This is a genomic window from Planctomycetota bacterium, assembly GCA_018242585.1.
Lineage (GTDB): Bacteria > Planctomycetota > Planctomycetia > Pirellulales > PNKZ01 > JAFEBQ01.
Map to the genome: position 1 here is coordinate 90,078 of JAFEBQ010000019.1, position 15,402 is coordinate 105,479.

Here is a 15,402-nt window from a genome sequence, read left to right on the forward strand (position 1 = left end):
CTTCGCGGGCCCCTTCTGAAGTGTTATGGTGAAACCGTCTTCGACCGTCGCATTCCTTCAACTTACGAGTCCATCATGCACAAGTTCGCGATTGCTTCGTTGTTGTTGCCGTTGGCTGCCACTGTCTGGGCGGCTGATTTGCCGGCGCTGTCCGACCGGCCGATCGGCGAGAAGCGCGAGCTGTTGTTCTCGGACGATTTTGAAAGCGCCGAGTTGCAAAAGCCCTGGCATCGCGTGGTGCCGACCTTCACCCACGAACAAGGGGCGCTCAAGGGAACGCAGACCCGCGATCAAAACCTTCCCGCCGCCGATGGCAAGCCGGCCGTCACGGCCCATGCCGCGGTGCATGGCCTGGAGCTGCCCACGAAGGACAGCATCGTCGAGTGCAAGATTCGGTTCGACGGCGCGACGATGATTGATGTCGAGTTCGACGACCGCAAGTACACCGGCGCCCATTACGGCCACTTGTGCCGAGCCCAGGTGCGACTGAACGGCGTGACGATCATCGACGAGCGCGACGGCAACATGCGCAGCGACATCTACGCCATGAAGAAAGACCCCGAGCGCAAGGCCGAAGTGGCCAAGCTGCTGGTCGGCCGCAGCGTCACCTATCCGGCCAAACTGGAACCGAACCGCTGGTACACGCTGGTCGTCGAGACGGTTGGCGACGCGATGCGCGTGACGATCGACGGCAAGCCGGTCGCATACTTGAAGTCGTCGGGCATCGCCCACGCGACCAAGTCGAAGCTCGAATTCGGCGTGGCGGGCAAAGACGGCTGGTTCGACGATGTTCGCGTCTGGAACGCCGTGCCGGCGCGGCAATAGGCCCCCACCAGCAATTGCTGGTGAGGTTCCGACGGGCGAATGTTCGGCGGCCAGGTAATGGCCCAGGCCGGTGCAAAGCGTTTGCGGCTCCGCGGCCAACCGCCCGACCAGCGCCCCGCGCGAATCACGCTCGACTCACTTTCCCGCTTTGCTTGTTGACCGGTGCCGCGGTCGCGCCGCCGTCTGCTGGTCGCCCGCTCCTTTGCTTGCACCGGAGGCGGTTGGAGCAGGCAGGGGTCGGAGCCGGAAACAGACGAGCGTGGCGCGCGGATTTGCACAGCGCCGGGCAGCTTCGCACGCTGGCGCGGGTTTGCCACGTGTTCAGTCGTCGCCAGCCCACCGCGAAAGCCGCAAATGTATAAACTGGACATTGACATCCAGAAAATCCGAGTCTAGGTTGGGGAAATACTGGATAACACTATCCAGTATTGATCGGCCGCGGTCGGGCGAACGAAACGGCAGGGGGAGTTGGCCCGCGATTTGCATCGACCCCTGATCGACGAAAACGTCCTGCCCGGTCAACACCCTCGGCCACCCTGGCCCTGGCCGCCGTACGCATCCCTGCCCGCCACTCGCATCCCGCCTCGCGTATCTCACCCCAAGGAATATCTCATGCATCGCATCGACGAATCGCGCCTCGAGTCCGATCTGGGTTACCGTTTTCAATATCTGGCCGAGTTCATGGACTTTGGCGCCGACGACGTGGACGGCATTCGAGGCGCCGCCTCGGTGGTGGCTCCGCTGGTGCCGACGCTGGTCGATGCCGTGTATCAGAAGTTGTACAACTACGACGCCACTTGGCGGCACTTTCTGCCGCGTCAGTCGGGTTATGATGGCATGGTGCCCGCGTCGCTGGCCGATGTGACCCCCGATCACCCGATGATTCGCTATCGCAAAGAGCACTTGGCCCGCTACCTGGCCACGCTGGTCACCAAGCCCTTCGACGGCAAGATGGTTTCGTACCTGGACATGGTCGGCAAGATGCACACGCCCAAGGCCGGTTCCGAGTCGATCAACGTGCCGCTGGTGCAGATGAACGCGCTGTTGGGCTTTGTCAGCGACGCGCTGACCAGCGCGATCCTCGGCCTGGGGCTCGATCGCGCGACCGAGGTGAAAACCCTCCGGGCGTTTAATAAACTGCTCTGGTTGCAAAACGACCTGATCAATCGCCACTATCAAGACGCCCTGGTTCCGGCCGAAGCGGCCTGACCAGGAGTTACGGCCCGTATTGCCCATTGGCCCCGGCCGCGTTCATTGAGCGTGAGTTGATGATGTTCAAGAAGTTCTCATTACGACTGGTGATGCTGGCCGTGACGCTAGGGTTCCCTCTAGCGCCGCGCGCCAGCGCCGACGATTTCGAACGCGAGCCGATCAACTACTCGCGGGCCACGCCCCGTAATCGGGTCTCGCGGCTGATCGAAGAGTTGGCTTCGGGCAAAGCGAAACTGGAACATCGCGGCGCGCTTGGCTATCTGCCGTCGCTGTTGGCGGCGCTCGACGTGCCGGTCTCGTCCCAGACGTTGGTCTATTCCAAGACCAGCCTGCAGCGCAACCGCATCGCGCCAGCCACGCCCCGCGCCTTGTACTTCAGCGACGATGTCTACGTCGGCTTTTGCCAGCAAGGCGACGTGCTCGAAATCTCGGCCGCCGATCCCAAGCTGGGTGCCGTGTTCTACACGCTCGAGCAGAACGAAGCCGCGCCGCGATTGCAGCGGCAAGGGGACAACTGCCTGATCTGTCACGGCTCGTCACCCACGAAGAACGTGCCGGGGCATCTGGTCCGGTCGGTGTTCGTCCATCCGTCGGGTTTGCCGATCTTGTCGGCGGCGACTTATCGGATCGATCAATCGAGCCCCCTGGAGCAACGCTGGGGAGGTTGGTACGTCACCGGCACGCACGGTTCGCAGCGGCACCTGGGCAATTTGGTCATCGACACCCGCGACGTGCCCGACGTGGTCGACAACAGCGCCGGTCAGAACGTGACGGACCTGGCTCGATTGGTCGACACGGCTCCATACCTAACGAAGCACAGCGATATTGTGGCGCTGATGGTGCTGGAACACCAGGCCGAAGCGCACAACCGGATTACGCAGGCCAACTTTGGCACGCGCCAGGCCCTGCATTACCAGACGACGCTCAATCGCGAACTGCGCGAGCCGGCCGATCACCAGTGGGACAGCACGCGTTCGCGCATTCGCAGCGTCGGCGAGCCGCTGGTCGAGTACCTGCTGTTCAGCGGTGAAGCGCCGCTGACGCACCGCGTGGCCGGCACGTCGGAGTTCGCCGCCGAGTTCGCGCGGCATGGCCCGCGCGATTCGCGGGGGCGTTCGCTGCGCGACTTCGATCTCGAGCGGCGGCTGTTCCGCTATCCGTGCAGCTACCTGGTCTATTCCGAAAGCGTGCGGGCCTTGCCCCCCGAGGTGAAGGCGTACGTCTTTGATCGGCTGTGGAGCATTGTCAGCGACGAGGATCACACGCAGGCGTTCGCTCACTTGTCGCTGGCCGATCGGCAAGCGATTCGGGAAATCCTGGCCGACACGCTACCCGATCTGCCGGTCAAATGGCGCGAGTCAGTGGCGGCGAAGTAAGTAGCGATCGATATCGCATGGTGATGCGCGCGCTCAATTGGGTAGACAAGAGGGATCAAACCGACATCGTGTTGTCGTTGCGGCCCACCGTTCGAGCGTTGATCCTTTGGCCTCTTGTTGCTGCGCAACCCCGACAACAAGTTGTCGGGGCTACCCAGTTACCCGCACTCAGAGAACGGCGGCGGGTATTCGACGCGTCCCGTGATGCCGCGCAGGCTGCCGGGCGTCAATTCGAGCGCCATCCAAGCGTCGCCTGCGTACGGCGATTCGATCGGTCGAGCCAGCGCCGCCGAAAAGCCCAGCCGGGAATAGTAGTGTGGCCAGCCCAGCACGATGACGATCCGGTGGCCGCGCTCGCGGCAGATTTCGAGCCCGTGGCGGACTAACTCGCCGCCGATGCCGCGTCGTTGAAACTCGGGCAACACGGCCAGTGGCGCCAGGGACAAGGCCGGTACCTCACCGTCGGCAATTACGATCGGCAATTCGCTGAACAACACGTGCCCAACCACTTGGCCGTCGACCTCGGCCACCAGCGACACTCGCACGTAGCCTTCGTCGCGCAAGGCATCGACCAGCCGAGCCTCGCCGTCGCGGCCAAACGCTCGTCGGTTCACTTCGCGAACGGCAACCACGTCGGCTGGCGTTTCGGGGCGGATTGAGATCGTCATCATTCGCGCGCCAGTTGGAAGCCAGTGGCCCGAGCAACACGCCGTCCGCTCAACTTCCCGACGTGGCGGCCATTTGGCTGACCTGCGGGATCACGTGCAGCGTCGCGCTGTCGATCGGCGGCTTGCGCAGCACGAACCGGAACAACGCGCCGGTTCGCTCGTCGAAATACTTCCACGACGCCGGGAAGAAGACCACGTACCGATTGTACGTCTCGGTGCCGACTAGCTTGAGCGCCTCGTCGCGGCGAGCAACCATGTTGTCGAACCAGTCGCGCAGCGTCGGCCGATAATCGTGGACCGAGGTGTGCGTGATCCGGAAACCGGCGCGTTCAAAAGCCTGGACATGCATGCGGTACGACGTGGGGACGTGGCCGGGGAAGAACAACTGGGCCACCGAGATCGCCGCCGGCAACTTGTCCTGCAGGCGACAGAAGAAGTGCAGCACGAAGCGGCCGCCGGGCTTGAGCGCGGCATAGACCTTCTGGACGATCGTGTCGACTTCCTGGGGCCGAATCGCTTCCCAGGCGGCAATCGAATAGATTGTGTCGTAGAACTCGGGTTCGTAAGTCGTGGTGACGAAGTTCTCGAGCTTGACATGATAGCCGTAGTGCTGGGCGTTGTGGGCGAACTGTTCCTTCGACAACGTGTAACCCCACAGGTTGTCCCGGTCGCCGGTGTGCTTTTCGACGTGCCGGAGCATCGAGCACCAACCGCAGCCCAGCTCGGCAATCCGCTGGCCCGGCTTGGGGTCGATCAGGCTGAGCAAGTGGTTGGCCTTGATCACCTGGGCTTGCTCCAACGTCTCGTGCCCCGTGACGTGATCGGCGCACGAGTAGAACATCAACTCGCGATCGAGAAACAGCTTGTAGAACTCGTTCGAGACGTCGTAGTGCTCTTCGATGCCCAGGTTGGCGGCGCGATATTGCGCGCGGCGCAGCACGAGCTTGCGCATCCACGACGGCGGATAGGCTTCACGCATCCAGCGCTGCCAGTCGGGCTCGCGTCGCGTGATAAAGTCCCAGGTGGCCTGCTCGTCGAGCGGTTTGGGGGAGTGAATCAGGTAGTTGAGAACGCCGTAGGAAATGCCGTTGATGAGAGTGTCCGGCAAAAAGCGCAATTGACGCTTCACGATGCTACCCCCAAACCTGAGAAGAAGACTCGACGAGAAAAGTGCGCGGATGCCGTTGCGATGACGAGCGCGGGGCAGCCTGCCATTCTGCCACCGCCCTGTTACGTTCGCTGGGAATGATCAGCCGTCGCCGCGCCGGAACCGCGCGGCGAACACACGTCCCTAAACGTGGAATCGAGCATACCTTGCCGAACTGGTGAACGCCACTTCCTACTCGACAACTCGCCTGACCCTCGGCGCGAGAGGGGTTATTGAGTGGAGAGGGCGGCGTTTCGATAGCCCTTGCCGGGGCAGCACCGACAATTTGTCGTCGGCGGGGCGCTAGTGACCAGAAGCCGGCAGGGGCCGCCAGGCGCCCCGCCTACTTCATGAACGTCCAGTGCTTGTAAAACACCGCCCGCACCGGCGCCATCAACAATCGCACCCCGGTCAGAATCGCGCTCAACGCCCACGACAGCGGCGACGGGCGCAGAATGTCGACAAACAGGCAGCAGCGCAAGGCGTCCGAGTCGTTGACCGATTGATGCTGCAGCGTGTCGTCGAAGATGAACAACGGCTTGTCCCGCCAGCGGTGGGTGTGATCGCCAACCGTGATGTACACGTTCGGGTCGTTGATCGGGTTGACGTTGTACAACACCCGCAGCGTGATCCGCAGCGGGCCGAAGTGCAGCCCGGTCGATTGCCGCTTGTTGAAGATCGAGACGCCGACGGTGCGAATGTAGCGGTAGGGCTGGCTGAACTCGGGCACGTCGATCGGCGCGGGCATGACTTGGCCATACCACTGAAAGAAGGCCATGCCACGCTTCTTGTCGCGCATCGGTTCGCGCAGCGCGGCGACCAGGTCGCGGCGCTGGGCGGCATCGATCAGAGCCTGAATCTCGGCGCGGTGGCCGGCCGGCAAGTCATCGAGGGTGTAGATGCCCCGATTCCGGTACGGCAAGCAAAGCACATCGAGCAGCAGGTTAAACGGCGCGAGCAGCCAGGTCAGCACGCCATTGCCGGTGAAGTAGCGATCGATCGTGCTCAGCGTGCAGGGGCGATTGCGCGCGACGTCGAGCAGCCCGCACGCGACATAGGCCAGCAGCACCCAAGGGATGAAGACGATGGCCAGCCCGAAACAGGCGGTGCGTTTGAGCGCCTTAATGGCGTATCGCTTGAGGCGTGGCAACGACAGCGGCCAAGCGCGCTGAGAAACGAGCATCAACAGCCCCCTCCAGGTCGAGAACTTCCGGCACGGTGAATCGAGCCCGGCCGAAGTTCTACCCCGGGGCCGCGGATCGCCCAATGTCAGAATGGGGGGCGGCTGATCGACAGCCTGACCGAGCGAGCTTAGCCGAGTTTTCCCGAGCGTTTAGCGTGCTAGCAAACTTCGAGGCGTGCGAGCCAACGATTGTGTTGGTTTCGAGAGCGTGAGCGCGAGGGGAGTGGCGCAGACCAGCAAGTTGTAAGGAGTGTTGGTCGCGACTATGTTGGCGCGCTTCATCCATGAGGGCGTGCGAGGCGCGCCAGGCATCAGCGAGTACCGAGCATGAACGATTCAACATTGTTCGACGAGCTGCTGCGACAGGTCATCGGCAGACTCGAAAACCGGCGCGCTCAACTGGTCGCGTTGTCAGGCGTCAGGGCCTCGACGCTCGATCGATTCATGGCGGGTCGTCGGCTCGGCAGCGCGAATCTGACCGCGGTATGCGACGCAGTCGGCGAAGAAATCCGCTGACGGAACAGCGGGGCGTGAGCCAGCACGAAAAACCAGCCGCAAGAATTCGATGGCACGACATTCGACGACGCCGTTTTTAGGATCGTCGCCTATGGGGCATCAAAATTCTCAGCTGGGACGAATGTTGAAGCCGCTGCCAGTTGCTGCGCGAGCGACTTTTGCTGAGGCTTGTCGTTTGGCCAACCCAAAACGTCGGCATGATTCGGATTGCCATCCAAAAGCGTCTCTTCAACCCTTAATTCGAGCGAGAGACAACTTTGCACCGATACGTCAGCGCGGCCATATAGCGTTCGGCGGGTTACATCTGCGACCGCATGGCCAATTCGCCATAGGTCTGCTATTGCGAGCGAGCGATGGCGCGTCACCGATAGATCAAGGCGTGTGTGGTGCGGCATGAACGCCTTGTACCGCACTTTTCCATCGCTTCCAAACCAGTCGCTTTGCAGGAGAAAGCGAGCGAGAAGCTCGGCGGGAGCAACTTGTTCGGTATTAGCGCTGCTGGAATCGGTCGTTGAGCCCGACTCGCCGGATGAGCGACAAAATAGTTTCAGGAACTTCGCCAAAAAATGGCTCTGTGCCATAGCTCGGATAAGCGCCAAACAACGCCGCATAATGCAAATTTGCCTCCGGGGTAATGCTGATCGATACCGTCGACCGTGGTGAACGGTGCCAATCCAACGTAATTTGCCCGTCAGTCTCCACGCCCACTTCGGGGAGTGGACAGTCCCACGGTAATGATCGCAACAGCCGTTCTGCGTTGTAGCAGCTGGCATCCTCAACCGCCAAAGCGCCGTCGCCGTCCCAGTTGGGCAACTGGCAATCCTGGCAGACCCGATTTAGCTCGCGAAGGGCCGAACCAATGCCCAATGACTCCGAGTCAACAAAACGCTCGATTTCTTCCCGCGTTAATTTCTCAACGGCAATTGCCTCGTCGCTAAACGCGGTTGGCACATCCAATGCTAGCACGGCTATTCCCCCGGATGGAGTTGTTCGATCGCTTCCGGCTTGAGCAACTCAAAAAAGACCTTGTTCTTTAACCATCGGAATTTGGCGAGTCGATCCGCTAGTGCTCCATCATCGCATGTAAACGGCTCATTCGTAAAGACATCAATGTCAATAATGAGCCCGGCCGAACTTGTTTGCCCAGGGCGCGCCGGCTGTTCCGTCTTGGCAACATTTACTCCCAACGATTCACCTGGCACGGCAAACGTACTGCGATACAAGAACCCTTGTAGTGTCAGGTTGGCGGGGCAGGTTGGTGGATCGCGGAGTACTTGATCGATTGTGACCGCCGCGCTCAATGACAGCCGATTGATAAACCGCACGCCCAGCCGACTGACCTCGTTAGTCTGAGCTAAATCGACAAAGACGTGCCACAGACGGGTCGCTTCAGCGGAAAACGTCTCCCAGTTGCTATAGGGCTTCAGCCTACTTACCGCCAAACCGTTACGGCTGAAGACAGCAACATTGAGGCGGTCGTCGGTGGTCAAACGCAGTCCCTGCCATGAATTGTCCTGCGTTGAAGCGACCGCTGGATGAGCCCCGGTTAAAGAGGCCTGCAGATGAAACTGCAAGGCTCTCAATTGCTCGCGTTGAGAGTATTCGGGTAGCCGATTCGCCAATTCGGCATGAATGGTGCTTCCGGTCCAAGCGGCCACGGGTCGCGACTGCCAATTGAAGACCGCCTCGACAATGGGCGCATCGCCCAAGTGCGGAAATGTTTCGTTCAAGTCGAGATGAAATGCCACGGCCGTAATCTCGTCTTAAGGGGTTGAGGGCGTACCCTTTCGCGGTTAGCTATTTTACCGGCGTTATGCTGACGCGCCGAACAGACTATTAGGTCATCACCGAGTCCTTCGTCCTCTCGGCAAATTGTATCCGCAAAGCGTTGGTCGGCTCATCTTGGGCAGGCAACAGGGAATCGGTCGCGGGAAAAACTACGGCTAGTAGCGGACGATCATTTCAAACGCGCGATTCACAGTGACGATCAAGCGACTCAATCAATGCACGCCAAGATTCGCGGCAACTTGTAAGCGCCGAAGCCAGCGCAAAAGAAAGCCCCGGTTTTGCCGGGGCTTGCTAATTCTTGCGACTACTTGCAACAATGCACAGTACCCCTACGGGGATTCGAACCCCGGTTACCGGACTGAGAACCCGGTGTCCTAGGCCTCTAGACGATAGGGGCGTGTCGCCTGCGCCCCTGGCGGCTACCCGCCCGGGCGAAACGAACTTTTATCTTTACGGCGACCCCCCAGGTTGTCAACCGGCCCGGTGGACCGCGAAATCGCAGGATAATGAGGGAAATGCTGAGTGATGAGTGGCCATTGCTTCCCCATTCATCAATCATCACTCCGCATTCATCACTTCCCCCCGTGGTGTCGTCGTGGTTGGTCTTCTTCCGCACGCGCATTGCCGCCTAGTTCGTCTCGCCGCTCGTTGTCGGTTCCGGCGGCGGTAACGACCGGAGCCAGTCGTCCCACTCGCGCTGCGCTTGCTGGTCGATCGACTTGCGGCTTTGATTCAGCGCGTACTGCACCAGCGCGCCCATCTGGGGGTCGAGCCGGCGGCGGATCGGCGACAACTGGGCCAGCGCCTGGGCCGAGCCGGCCGAGTCACCCTGCATCGCTCGCACGACGGCGATGCCCGCCAGTCCGAACGCACGGAACTCTTCGTTGCCGGCCGACGTGCGGCGGGCCAGTTGCTCGCAAATGGCCAGCGCCTCGTGCGGGCGATGGTGCCGCAAGTAGTAACGTGCCAACTCTTGCTGCGACCGCGGCACAAAATACTCGTCGGCGGGGAAGTACCGCTCGACGCTTTGCAGCCAGGCTTCCTGGTTGACCGATTGCATCTGGGCCACGACAAATTGCTCGCGCGCGTCGGGATAGCGCGGCACGTCGGCGGCGCTGCCGTGCGCCAACAAAGGACGTTCGCGCGTCAGCCAAGCCGCGCCGGCGCCAATGACGGCCGCAATCACACAACCAATTGCCAACCGCCCCACGGCGCGGCGGCGCTGTTGCTGGGCCAGTGCGACGGTCTTCATCACCGCGGTCAGTTGCTGCCGAGCCTGTTGGCGGCCGGCCAGATCGTCATCGGCCAACCCTTCCAGGGCTTCGATCTCGGCCCCCGACGCTTCGCCGTCGGCCAGCAAGGGTCGCAGGTCGCGCAACAGTTCGCGGGCCGACTGGTAGCGATCGGCCGGTGACTTGGCCAGCAGCTTATGCACCACGCGACACAACGCCGGCGGCAGATCGGGGCGCAGGGTCTCGAGCCGCGGCGGCGACGACTTCAAATGTTGCACCGCCACGCCCAGCGCCGTGTCGGCCGTGAACGGCGGCGCGCCGGCCAGGACGTGAAACGTGGTTACGCCGAGCGAATAGAGATCGCTGCGCGGATCGGTCTCGCGCCCTTCGACTTGCTCGGGGCTCATGTACAGCGGCGTGCCGAGCGTCATGCCAACTTGTGTCAGCCGCAGCGCCGCCTGATCTTGCGTCAATCGCGCCAGGCCGAAGTCGGCGACTTTCACCTCGCCGCTGCGCGCGAGCATGATGTTCTCGGGCTTGATATCGCGATGCACGATGCCGCGCTCGGCGGCTTTCTGGAGCGCCAGGGCCACTTGTCGCAACACGGTGACGGCTTGCGCGGCGTCGAGCGGTCCATGGCGCGAGACGACGTCGCGCAGGTTCTGGCCGGCGACGTATTCCTGGGCAATGTAGTGAACGCCGTCGCGACAGCCGACTTCGTAGATCTGCACGATGTTGGCGTGGACCAGCGCCGCGGCCGCCTGCGCCTCGTGATGAAAGCGGTCGACGTAGGTGGCGTCGCCGGCCAGGCTGCTGCGCAGCACCTTGATGGCCACCGGTCGGCGCAGCGAGACCTGCTCGGCCAGATAAACCTCGGCCATTGCCCCTTGGCCCAAGCGACGCAGCAACTGGTAGTCGCCCAACGCCTGCCCGGCGAGATCAGGTTCGTCGGGAGTAGCAGGGGAGTCGGGCATAGGGGGAGAGAAGTTGCTAGTTGCTGGTTGCTAGTTGCAAGTGAGATGCTGCTGTCGTGTGTCGTTTGGACAATTGCATGGAGTCGTTCATTTCGATTCGAGCTCTTCTTTGCTAGCAACCAGCAACTAGCCGCTAGCAACTTCTGGCCCGCAAAGTTTTCCCAGTCTTCGGGCGCGCCACAGCCAGCAAGTTAGTAATTCAAGGCAAACTCAATTGGGCGTTAAGCCTTGACGATTGTAGCTAATGGTGCAGTCGAGAGCGAACTGCCGGTGGCGCGCGACCATAGCGTTGGCGTAGCGTCTGCCGGGGCGCTGTCGAAGGGACAAGCGACAACCCTGCCCGCAAACTTTCCCACCGTAAGCGCCGCGAAATCTTACCCGCGATTTCCCCGGCGGCACACCCGACCCAGCTTCGAGACGGCAACCCCGACGATGCGTAGTCACCAGCACCGGATCGAGACCACGGCGCGCGCTGGCCGAGCGCCAGCGCGCACGAGCGGTCAGCGGCTGCGCACGCGGACGATCGTCGCCACGCTGGTGGTGGCACTGATCGCCACGTCGGCCTGGGGCGCCGGCACTTATACCGTGGATCGTTCGACCGACACGGGCACCGGTGATGGTACCAGCAACTCGGGTTCGCTGAGTTACGTCATCAATCTGGCCAACGGCGATCCCGGCAGCACGATCATCTTTAGCGTGGCCACGGTTTCGCTGTCGGGCACCGCGCCGGCCATCACCGCGAACACGATCATCAATGGCCTGGTCGGTGGCAACAGCGTGGTGATTCAAGGCAACAATCACCAGGCGTTCACGGTGAATGCCGGCCTGACCGTGTCGTTCAGCAATATGATGATCACCGGCTCGCACGTCGAAGGTGGCGCCGGCGGCGCGGGAGACGGCGCCGGCACCGGCGGCGGCGGTGGTGGTTTGGGCTCGGGCGGCGGCATCTACGTCGCCAGCGACAACTCGGCGACGGTCTCGTTCGTCACCTTGAACAATGTGCAGTTCACCAATAACAGCGTCAAAGGTGGCGACGGCGGCGCTGCCGGCACGGGCGCCGGCACCGGCTCGAACCTGGGGGGCGCCGGCGGCAACTTCAACGCCGTCGACAGCACGCCAGGAGGCACCTTTTACAACACCGGCGGTGGCACGGCCACCACGGGCAACGGCAACGGCGCCACCTATGGCGGTGGCGGTTCGGGCGCGGGGACTAGCGGCTCGACCGGCGGCAGTAACAACAACTTTGGCGGCGGCAACGGCGGCGCGCCGGGTGTCGGCGGCGGCGGCGGCAACGGCCTGGGCGGCGCCATCTTCATCGCCAATGGCAGCGTCACCACGTTTAGCGGCAACTCGTCGGCCGATAGCACCAACACCGCCGCGGCCGGCCTGGGCAACGGCGCCGGCACCACCAATGGCGGCGCGAATGGTGGCGGCATTTACGTCGGCATCGGTTCGACGGGTATCTTCGACAATTCCACGGCTCAGACCTATTCGGGTGACATCTACAACAACGGCCAGGTGATCATTCAAGGAACCGCGGCCGGCACGATTACCTTCACTGGCAACAACGCCAACAATTCCACGAGCTCGGCCGCGGTGTTGGTCAGCACCGGCACATTGGCGGGTACCACGCTGGGTATCGAAGGGAATGTTACCAACAACTCCCACGTGCTATTCAGCCAGAACGGGTCAGGCACGTTCTTTGGCACCATGGTCGGCACTGGCGATGTGACGATCACGAGTTCGGGGACGATCGTCTTCAACAACGGGCTGACCGGAGTTGCCAACTCCTATTCCGGCGGCACCACGATCCTCAGCGGCGCGCTGCAAGGAAACACGGACAACGTCCAGGGAAACATCAACGTCGCCACGAATTCGGCGGTGATCTTTTCCAACTTCACCGGCACCACGTCAGGCACCTATGCCGGCAACATGTTTGGTGGCGGCGCCGCCATCATCAACGCCAGCGGCGTCACGGTGAACTTCACCGGCAGCAACACCTACTCGGGAGGCACGGCCGTGCTGGCCGGCACCCTGAGCGGCACCACCGCCGGCGTGCAAGGCAACATCACCAACGAATCGAACGTCACCTTCAACCAGGCGACCAACGGCACCTACAGCGGCAACATGTCGGGCACCGGCAGCGTGAACATCATCGGCACCGGGACCGTCAACTTCACCGGTACCAACAACTACACCGGTGGCACCACCGTCAGCGGCGGCACCCTGAGCGGCACGACTACTGGCATCCAGGGGAACATCGTCAACAACACCAACGTCACCTTCGCCCAGACCACCGATGGTTCGTACACCGGCAACATGTCGGGCTCGGGCACGGTTGCCGTCAACGGCACCGCGACGGTGACCGTCTCGGGGGTGAACTCCTACAACGGCGGCACCACCGTCACCAACGGCACGCTGGCCGGCACAACCAGCGCCATCCAAGGCAACATCACCAACAATGCCAACGTCAACTTCAGCCAGTCGACCAACGGGGCTTATACCGGCAACATGACCGGCACTGGCAACGTGTATAAGAGCGGCTCGGGCACGACCACCTTCTCGGGCACGAACAACTACTCGGGCACGACCGAAATCCAGGGCGGCACGTTGTTCCTGGCCTCGTCGATCGCCAGCAACACCACGATCGACGCCGGCGGCACGTTGGGGGGCAACTCGACGATCACGGGCAACCTGACCAACAATGGCACGATCGCCCAGGCTGGCTCGATCGCCACGTTGACGGTCACCGGCACGTTGACCGACGGCTCGTCATCGAACACCGTCGTGCGGATGAGTGGCAGCGGCAACACGGCCGGCGTGAACAACGACCTGGTCAGCGTCGGTGGCAACGTCACCCTGGGAGGACACGTCAAAATCTCGCCGCAAAGCGGCACGTTTGCCCCCGGCACGGTGTACACATTCTTGAACTATGGCACCTCGGGCGCGGGTTCGCGCGGCGGCACGACATTCGCCGACATCACCAGCAACTCGCCGCTGTTGAATGCCTCGCTGGTTTATGACGACGCGGCCAAGGCGGTCGAGTTCGTCATCACGACGAACTTTGCCAACGCGGGCGGAACGTATAACCAGCAGCAAGTCGGCTCGGCCCTCGACCAGGTGAGCGCCAGCGCCACCGGCGACTTGTCGAACGTAATCAACGCGATCACCGGGCTCGACACCACTTCGGCGCGACGAGCGTTTTCAATGCTCGGCGGCGAGATTTACGGCACGACGGCGCAACTTGAGATTCAGAACACCGTCTACCTGTACCAGTTGCTGCGCCGCGCCGCGGCCGCGCCTGACAACGACACCGGTTCCTCGCTGCCGTCGTTGGCGCCGCCGCCACCACCCATCGCCACCGCCGACAATGACGACAGCGACAAGCAAATCGCCCTGGTCAGCTACGACAAGGAATCGGGCGAGGCGAAGATCCACTTTGTCGAGCCCCGCTGCCGCACCCGCTGGCAAGGCTCATTCCAGGGCTATGGCCTGGGGGGCAACGTGGCCAGCGACGGCAACGCCAGCAGCGCCACCTATGGCTTTGGCGGCTCGCTGGTCAATCTGCACCGCAACCTGGACGATTGCACGCGGTTGGGCGCGTTCGCCGCCTACTCGTCGGTGATGGTGCGGGCCAGCGACGTGCTGCAAACCAATCGTGGCTCGGACGGACAGATCGGCACTTACCTGCGCCGCGACAACGGCCGAGTGTTCGCGATGGGGGCCGGCTCGGTCGGCTTCGACGGTTACAGCGCCGTTCGGGCCATCAACTTCGGCGGCATCGACCGAACCGCCACGGGACGCTACTCGGGCTGGCAAGCGACCGCCTACGGCGAAATCGGCACGCGGTTCAATGTCTGGCGCAGTTGGATGCTCGAACCATATGCCGGCCTGCAATACATCTATCTGCGGCAGAACGCCTTGAACGAAGGGGGCGCCAACTCGGTCGACCTGGTCACCAGCGGCAACAATACGAACGCGCTGCGCAATCTGCTGGGGACGCGGCTGGTGTTCGCCGATCGAATGGGCTGGTTCCGCCTGGCCCCCGGCTCGCGCTACAACACCGAACTGCGGGCTACCTGGCTGCACGAGTACAACGCGCCGGTCACCACGCTGAACGCGGTGTTCGCCGGCAGCACCGGTGTGAACTTCGCGACGCAAGGGCTCAACTTCGGCCGCAACTGGGCCATCCTCGGCGGCGGCTTCGGCTGGGACATCAACCCGCGGACTCGGGCGTTCGTGAACTACGACCTGCAAGTCAACTCGCTCCAGACGTTCCACGTCGGCTCCGGCGGGCTGACGTATTCGTACTAAGTTGGCCCGTGGTCCGTGGTCAGTAGTCCGTTGCTGGGGAAGGCCGGCGATTGGCACGTGGCTGACGTTGGGACGCAATTGGCCATCGTTGCTATCTTCGATGCAACGCTTCCCATCATCCCGACCTGGATTTGAACCAGAGTTAAGGCCTTCAAGGGGCCTCGGAT

At 62.4% G+C, this 15,402-nt stretch carries 12 protein-coding genes and 1 tRNA gene; 5 read left to right on the forward strand and 8 right to left on the reverse strand.

Annotation, left to right across the window (positions count from 1 at the left end; all coding sequences use genetic code 11):
• The first annotated feature begins 75 nt into the window (after positions 1-75).
• The 3 genes from JSS27_10175 to JSS27_10185 all read left to right on the forward strand — a co-directional run bounded on the left by JSS27_10175 (position 76) and on the right by JSS27_10185 (position 3,413).
• Positions 76-825 carry a hypothetical protein gene (locus JSS27_10175; GenBank protein ID MBS0209311.1) on the forward strand — a complete coding sequence of 250 codons (750 nt, stop codon included), beginning with the start codon at positions 76-78 and terminating at the stop codon, positions 823-825.
• A 612-nt stretch (positions 826-1,437) separates the two neighbouring features.
• A complete protein-coding gene (locus JSS27_10180) occupies positions 1,438-2,034 on the forward strand; it encodes a protoglobin family protein (protein MBS0209312.1) in 597 nt (198 codons plus the stop codon).
• A gap of 62 nt (positions 2,035-2,096) precedes the next feature.
• On the forward strand, positions 2,097-3,413 hold the full coding sequence (locus JSS27_10185; protein ID MBS0209313.1) for a hypothetical protein: 1,317 nt from the start codon (positions 2,097-2,099) through the stop codon (positions 3,411-3,413).
• A 158-nt stretch (positions 3,414-3,571) separates the two neighbouring features.
• On the opposite strand, the gene JSS27_10190 is transcribed toward JSS27_10185, so the two are convergent.
• The 3 genes from JSS27_10190 to JSS27_10200 form a co-directional block, all read right to left on the reverse strand.
• Positions 3,572-4,081 carry an N-acetyltransferase gene (locus JSS27_10190; GenBank protein MBS0209314.1) on the reverse strand — a complete coding sequence of 170 codons (510 nt, stop codon included), beginning with the start codon at positions 4,079-4,081 and terminating at the stop codon, positions 3,572-3,574.
• A gap of 49 nt (positions 4,082-4,130) precedes the next feature.
• A complete protein-coding gene (locus JSS27_10195) occupies positions 4,131-5,210 on the reverse strand; it encodes a class I SAM-dependent methyltransferase (protein MBS0209315.1) in 1,080 nt (359 codons plus the stop codon).
• Positions 5,211-5,571: 361 nt separating this feature from the next.
• Positions 5,572-6,411 carry an aspartyl/asparaginyl beta-hydroxylase domain-containing protein gene (locus JSS27_10200; GenBank protein ID MBS0209316.1) on the reverse strand — a complete coding sequence of 280 codons (840 nt, stop codon included), beginning with the start codon at positions 6,409-6,411 and terminating at the stop codon, positions 5,572-5,574.
• A gap of 327 nt (positions 6,412-6,738) precedes the next feature.
• On the opposite strand from JSS27_10200, the gene JSS27_10205 reads away from it, so the two are divergent.
• Complete coding sequence (locus tag JSS27_10205; protein ID MBS0209317.1) at positions 6,739-6,927, forward strand: hypothetical protein; 189 nt, start codon at positions 6,739-6,741, stop codon at positions 6,925-6,927.
• Positions 6,928-7,016: 89 nt separating this feature from the next.
• Here JSS27_10205 and JSS27_10210 read toward each other — a convergent pair whose 3' ends face one another.
• From JSS27_10210 to JSS27_10230, 5 genes are all read right to left on the reverse strand, one after another.
• Positions 7,017-7,490 (reverse strand): hypothetical protein, encoded by a 474-nt coding sequence (locus tag JSS27_10210; GenBank protein ID MBS0209318.1) that lies wholly within the window; start codon positions 7,488-7,490, stop codon positions 7,017-7,019.
• Positions 7,417-7,893 carry a hypothetical protein gene (locus JSS27_10215; protein ID MBS0209319.1) on the reverse strand — a complete coding sequence of 159 codons (477 nt, stop codon included), beginning with the start codon at positions 7,891-7,893 and terminating at the stop codon, positions 7,417-7,419. The genes JSS27_10210 and JSS27_10215 overlap by 74 nt, the downstream gene beginning before the upstream one ends.
• Positions 7,894-7,895: 2 nt before the next feature.
• Positions 7,896-8,675 carry a TIGR04255 family protein gene (locus tag JSS27_10220; protein MBS0209320.1) on the reverse strand — a complete coding sequence of 260 codons (780 nt, stop codon included), beginning with the start codon at positions 8,673-8,675 and terminating at the stop codon, positions 7,896-7,898.
• A gap of 364 nt (positions 8,676-9,039) precedes the next feature.
• Positions 9,040-9,112, reverse strand: a tRNA-Glu gene (locus tag JSS27_10225).
• A 231-nt stretch (positions 9,113-9,343) separates the two neighbouring features.
• Positions 9,344-10,921: a serine/threonine protein kinase gene (locus JSS27_10230; protein MBS0209321.1), complete on the reverse strand. Its 1,578-nt coding sequence runs from the start codon at positions 10,919-10,921 to the stop codon at positions 9,344-9,346.
• A 432-nt stretch (positions 10,922-11,353) separates the two neighbouring features.
• Between JSS27_10230 and JSS27_10235 the strand changes: the two genes are divergently transcribed.
• Complete coding sequence (locus JSS27_10235; GenBank protein MBS0209322.1) at positions 11,354-15,235, forward strand: autotransporter domain-containing protein; 3,882 nt, start codon at positions 11,354-11,356, stop codon at positions 15,233-15,235.
• The last annotated feature ends 167 nt before the right edge of the window (positions 15,236-15,402 follow it).

Excerpts from the sequence above, each read along its gene's own strand:
- JSS27_10175 (MBS0209311.1), top strand. The coding sequence starts at position 76 with ATGCACAAGTTCGCGATTGCTTCGTTGTTGTTGCCGTTGGCTGCCACT.
- JSS27_10180 (MBS0209312.1), top strand. The coding sequence starts at position 1,438 with ATGCATCGCATCGACGAATCGCGCCTCGAGTCCGATCTGGGTTACCGT.
- JSS27_10185 (MBS0209313.1), top strand. The coding sequence starts at position 2,097 with ATGTTCAAGAAGTTCTCATTACGACTGGTGATGCTGGCCGTGACGCTA.
- JSS27_10190 (MBS0209314.1), bottom strand. The coding sequence starts at position 4,081 with ATGACGATCTCAATCCGCCCCGAAACGCCAGCCGACGTGGTTGCCGTT.
- JSS27_10200 (MBS0209316.1), bottom strand. The coding sequence starts at position 6,411 with ATGCTCGTTTCTCAGCGCGCTTGGCCGCTGTCGTTGCCACGCCTCAAG.
- JSS27_10205 (MBS0209317.1), top strand. The coding sequence starts at position 6,739 with ATGAACGATTCAACATTGTTCGACGAGCTGCTGCGACAGGTCATCGGC.
- JSS27_10230 (MBS0209321.1), bottom strand. The coding sequence starts at position 10,921 with ATGCCCGACTCCCCTGCTACTCCCGACGAACCTGATCTCGCCGGGCAG.
- JSS27_10235 (MBS0209322.1), top strand. The coding sequence starts at position 11,354 with ATGCGTAGTCACCAGCACCGGATCGAGACCACGGCGCGCGCTGGCCGA.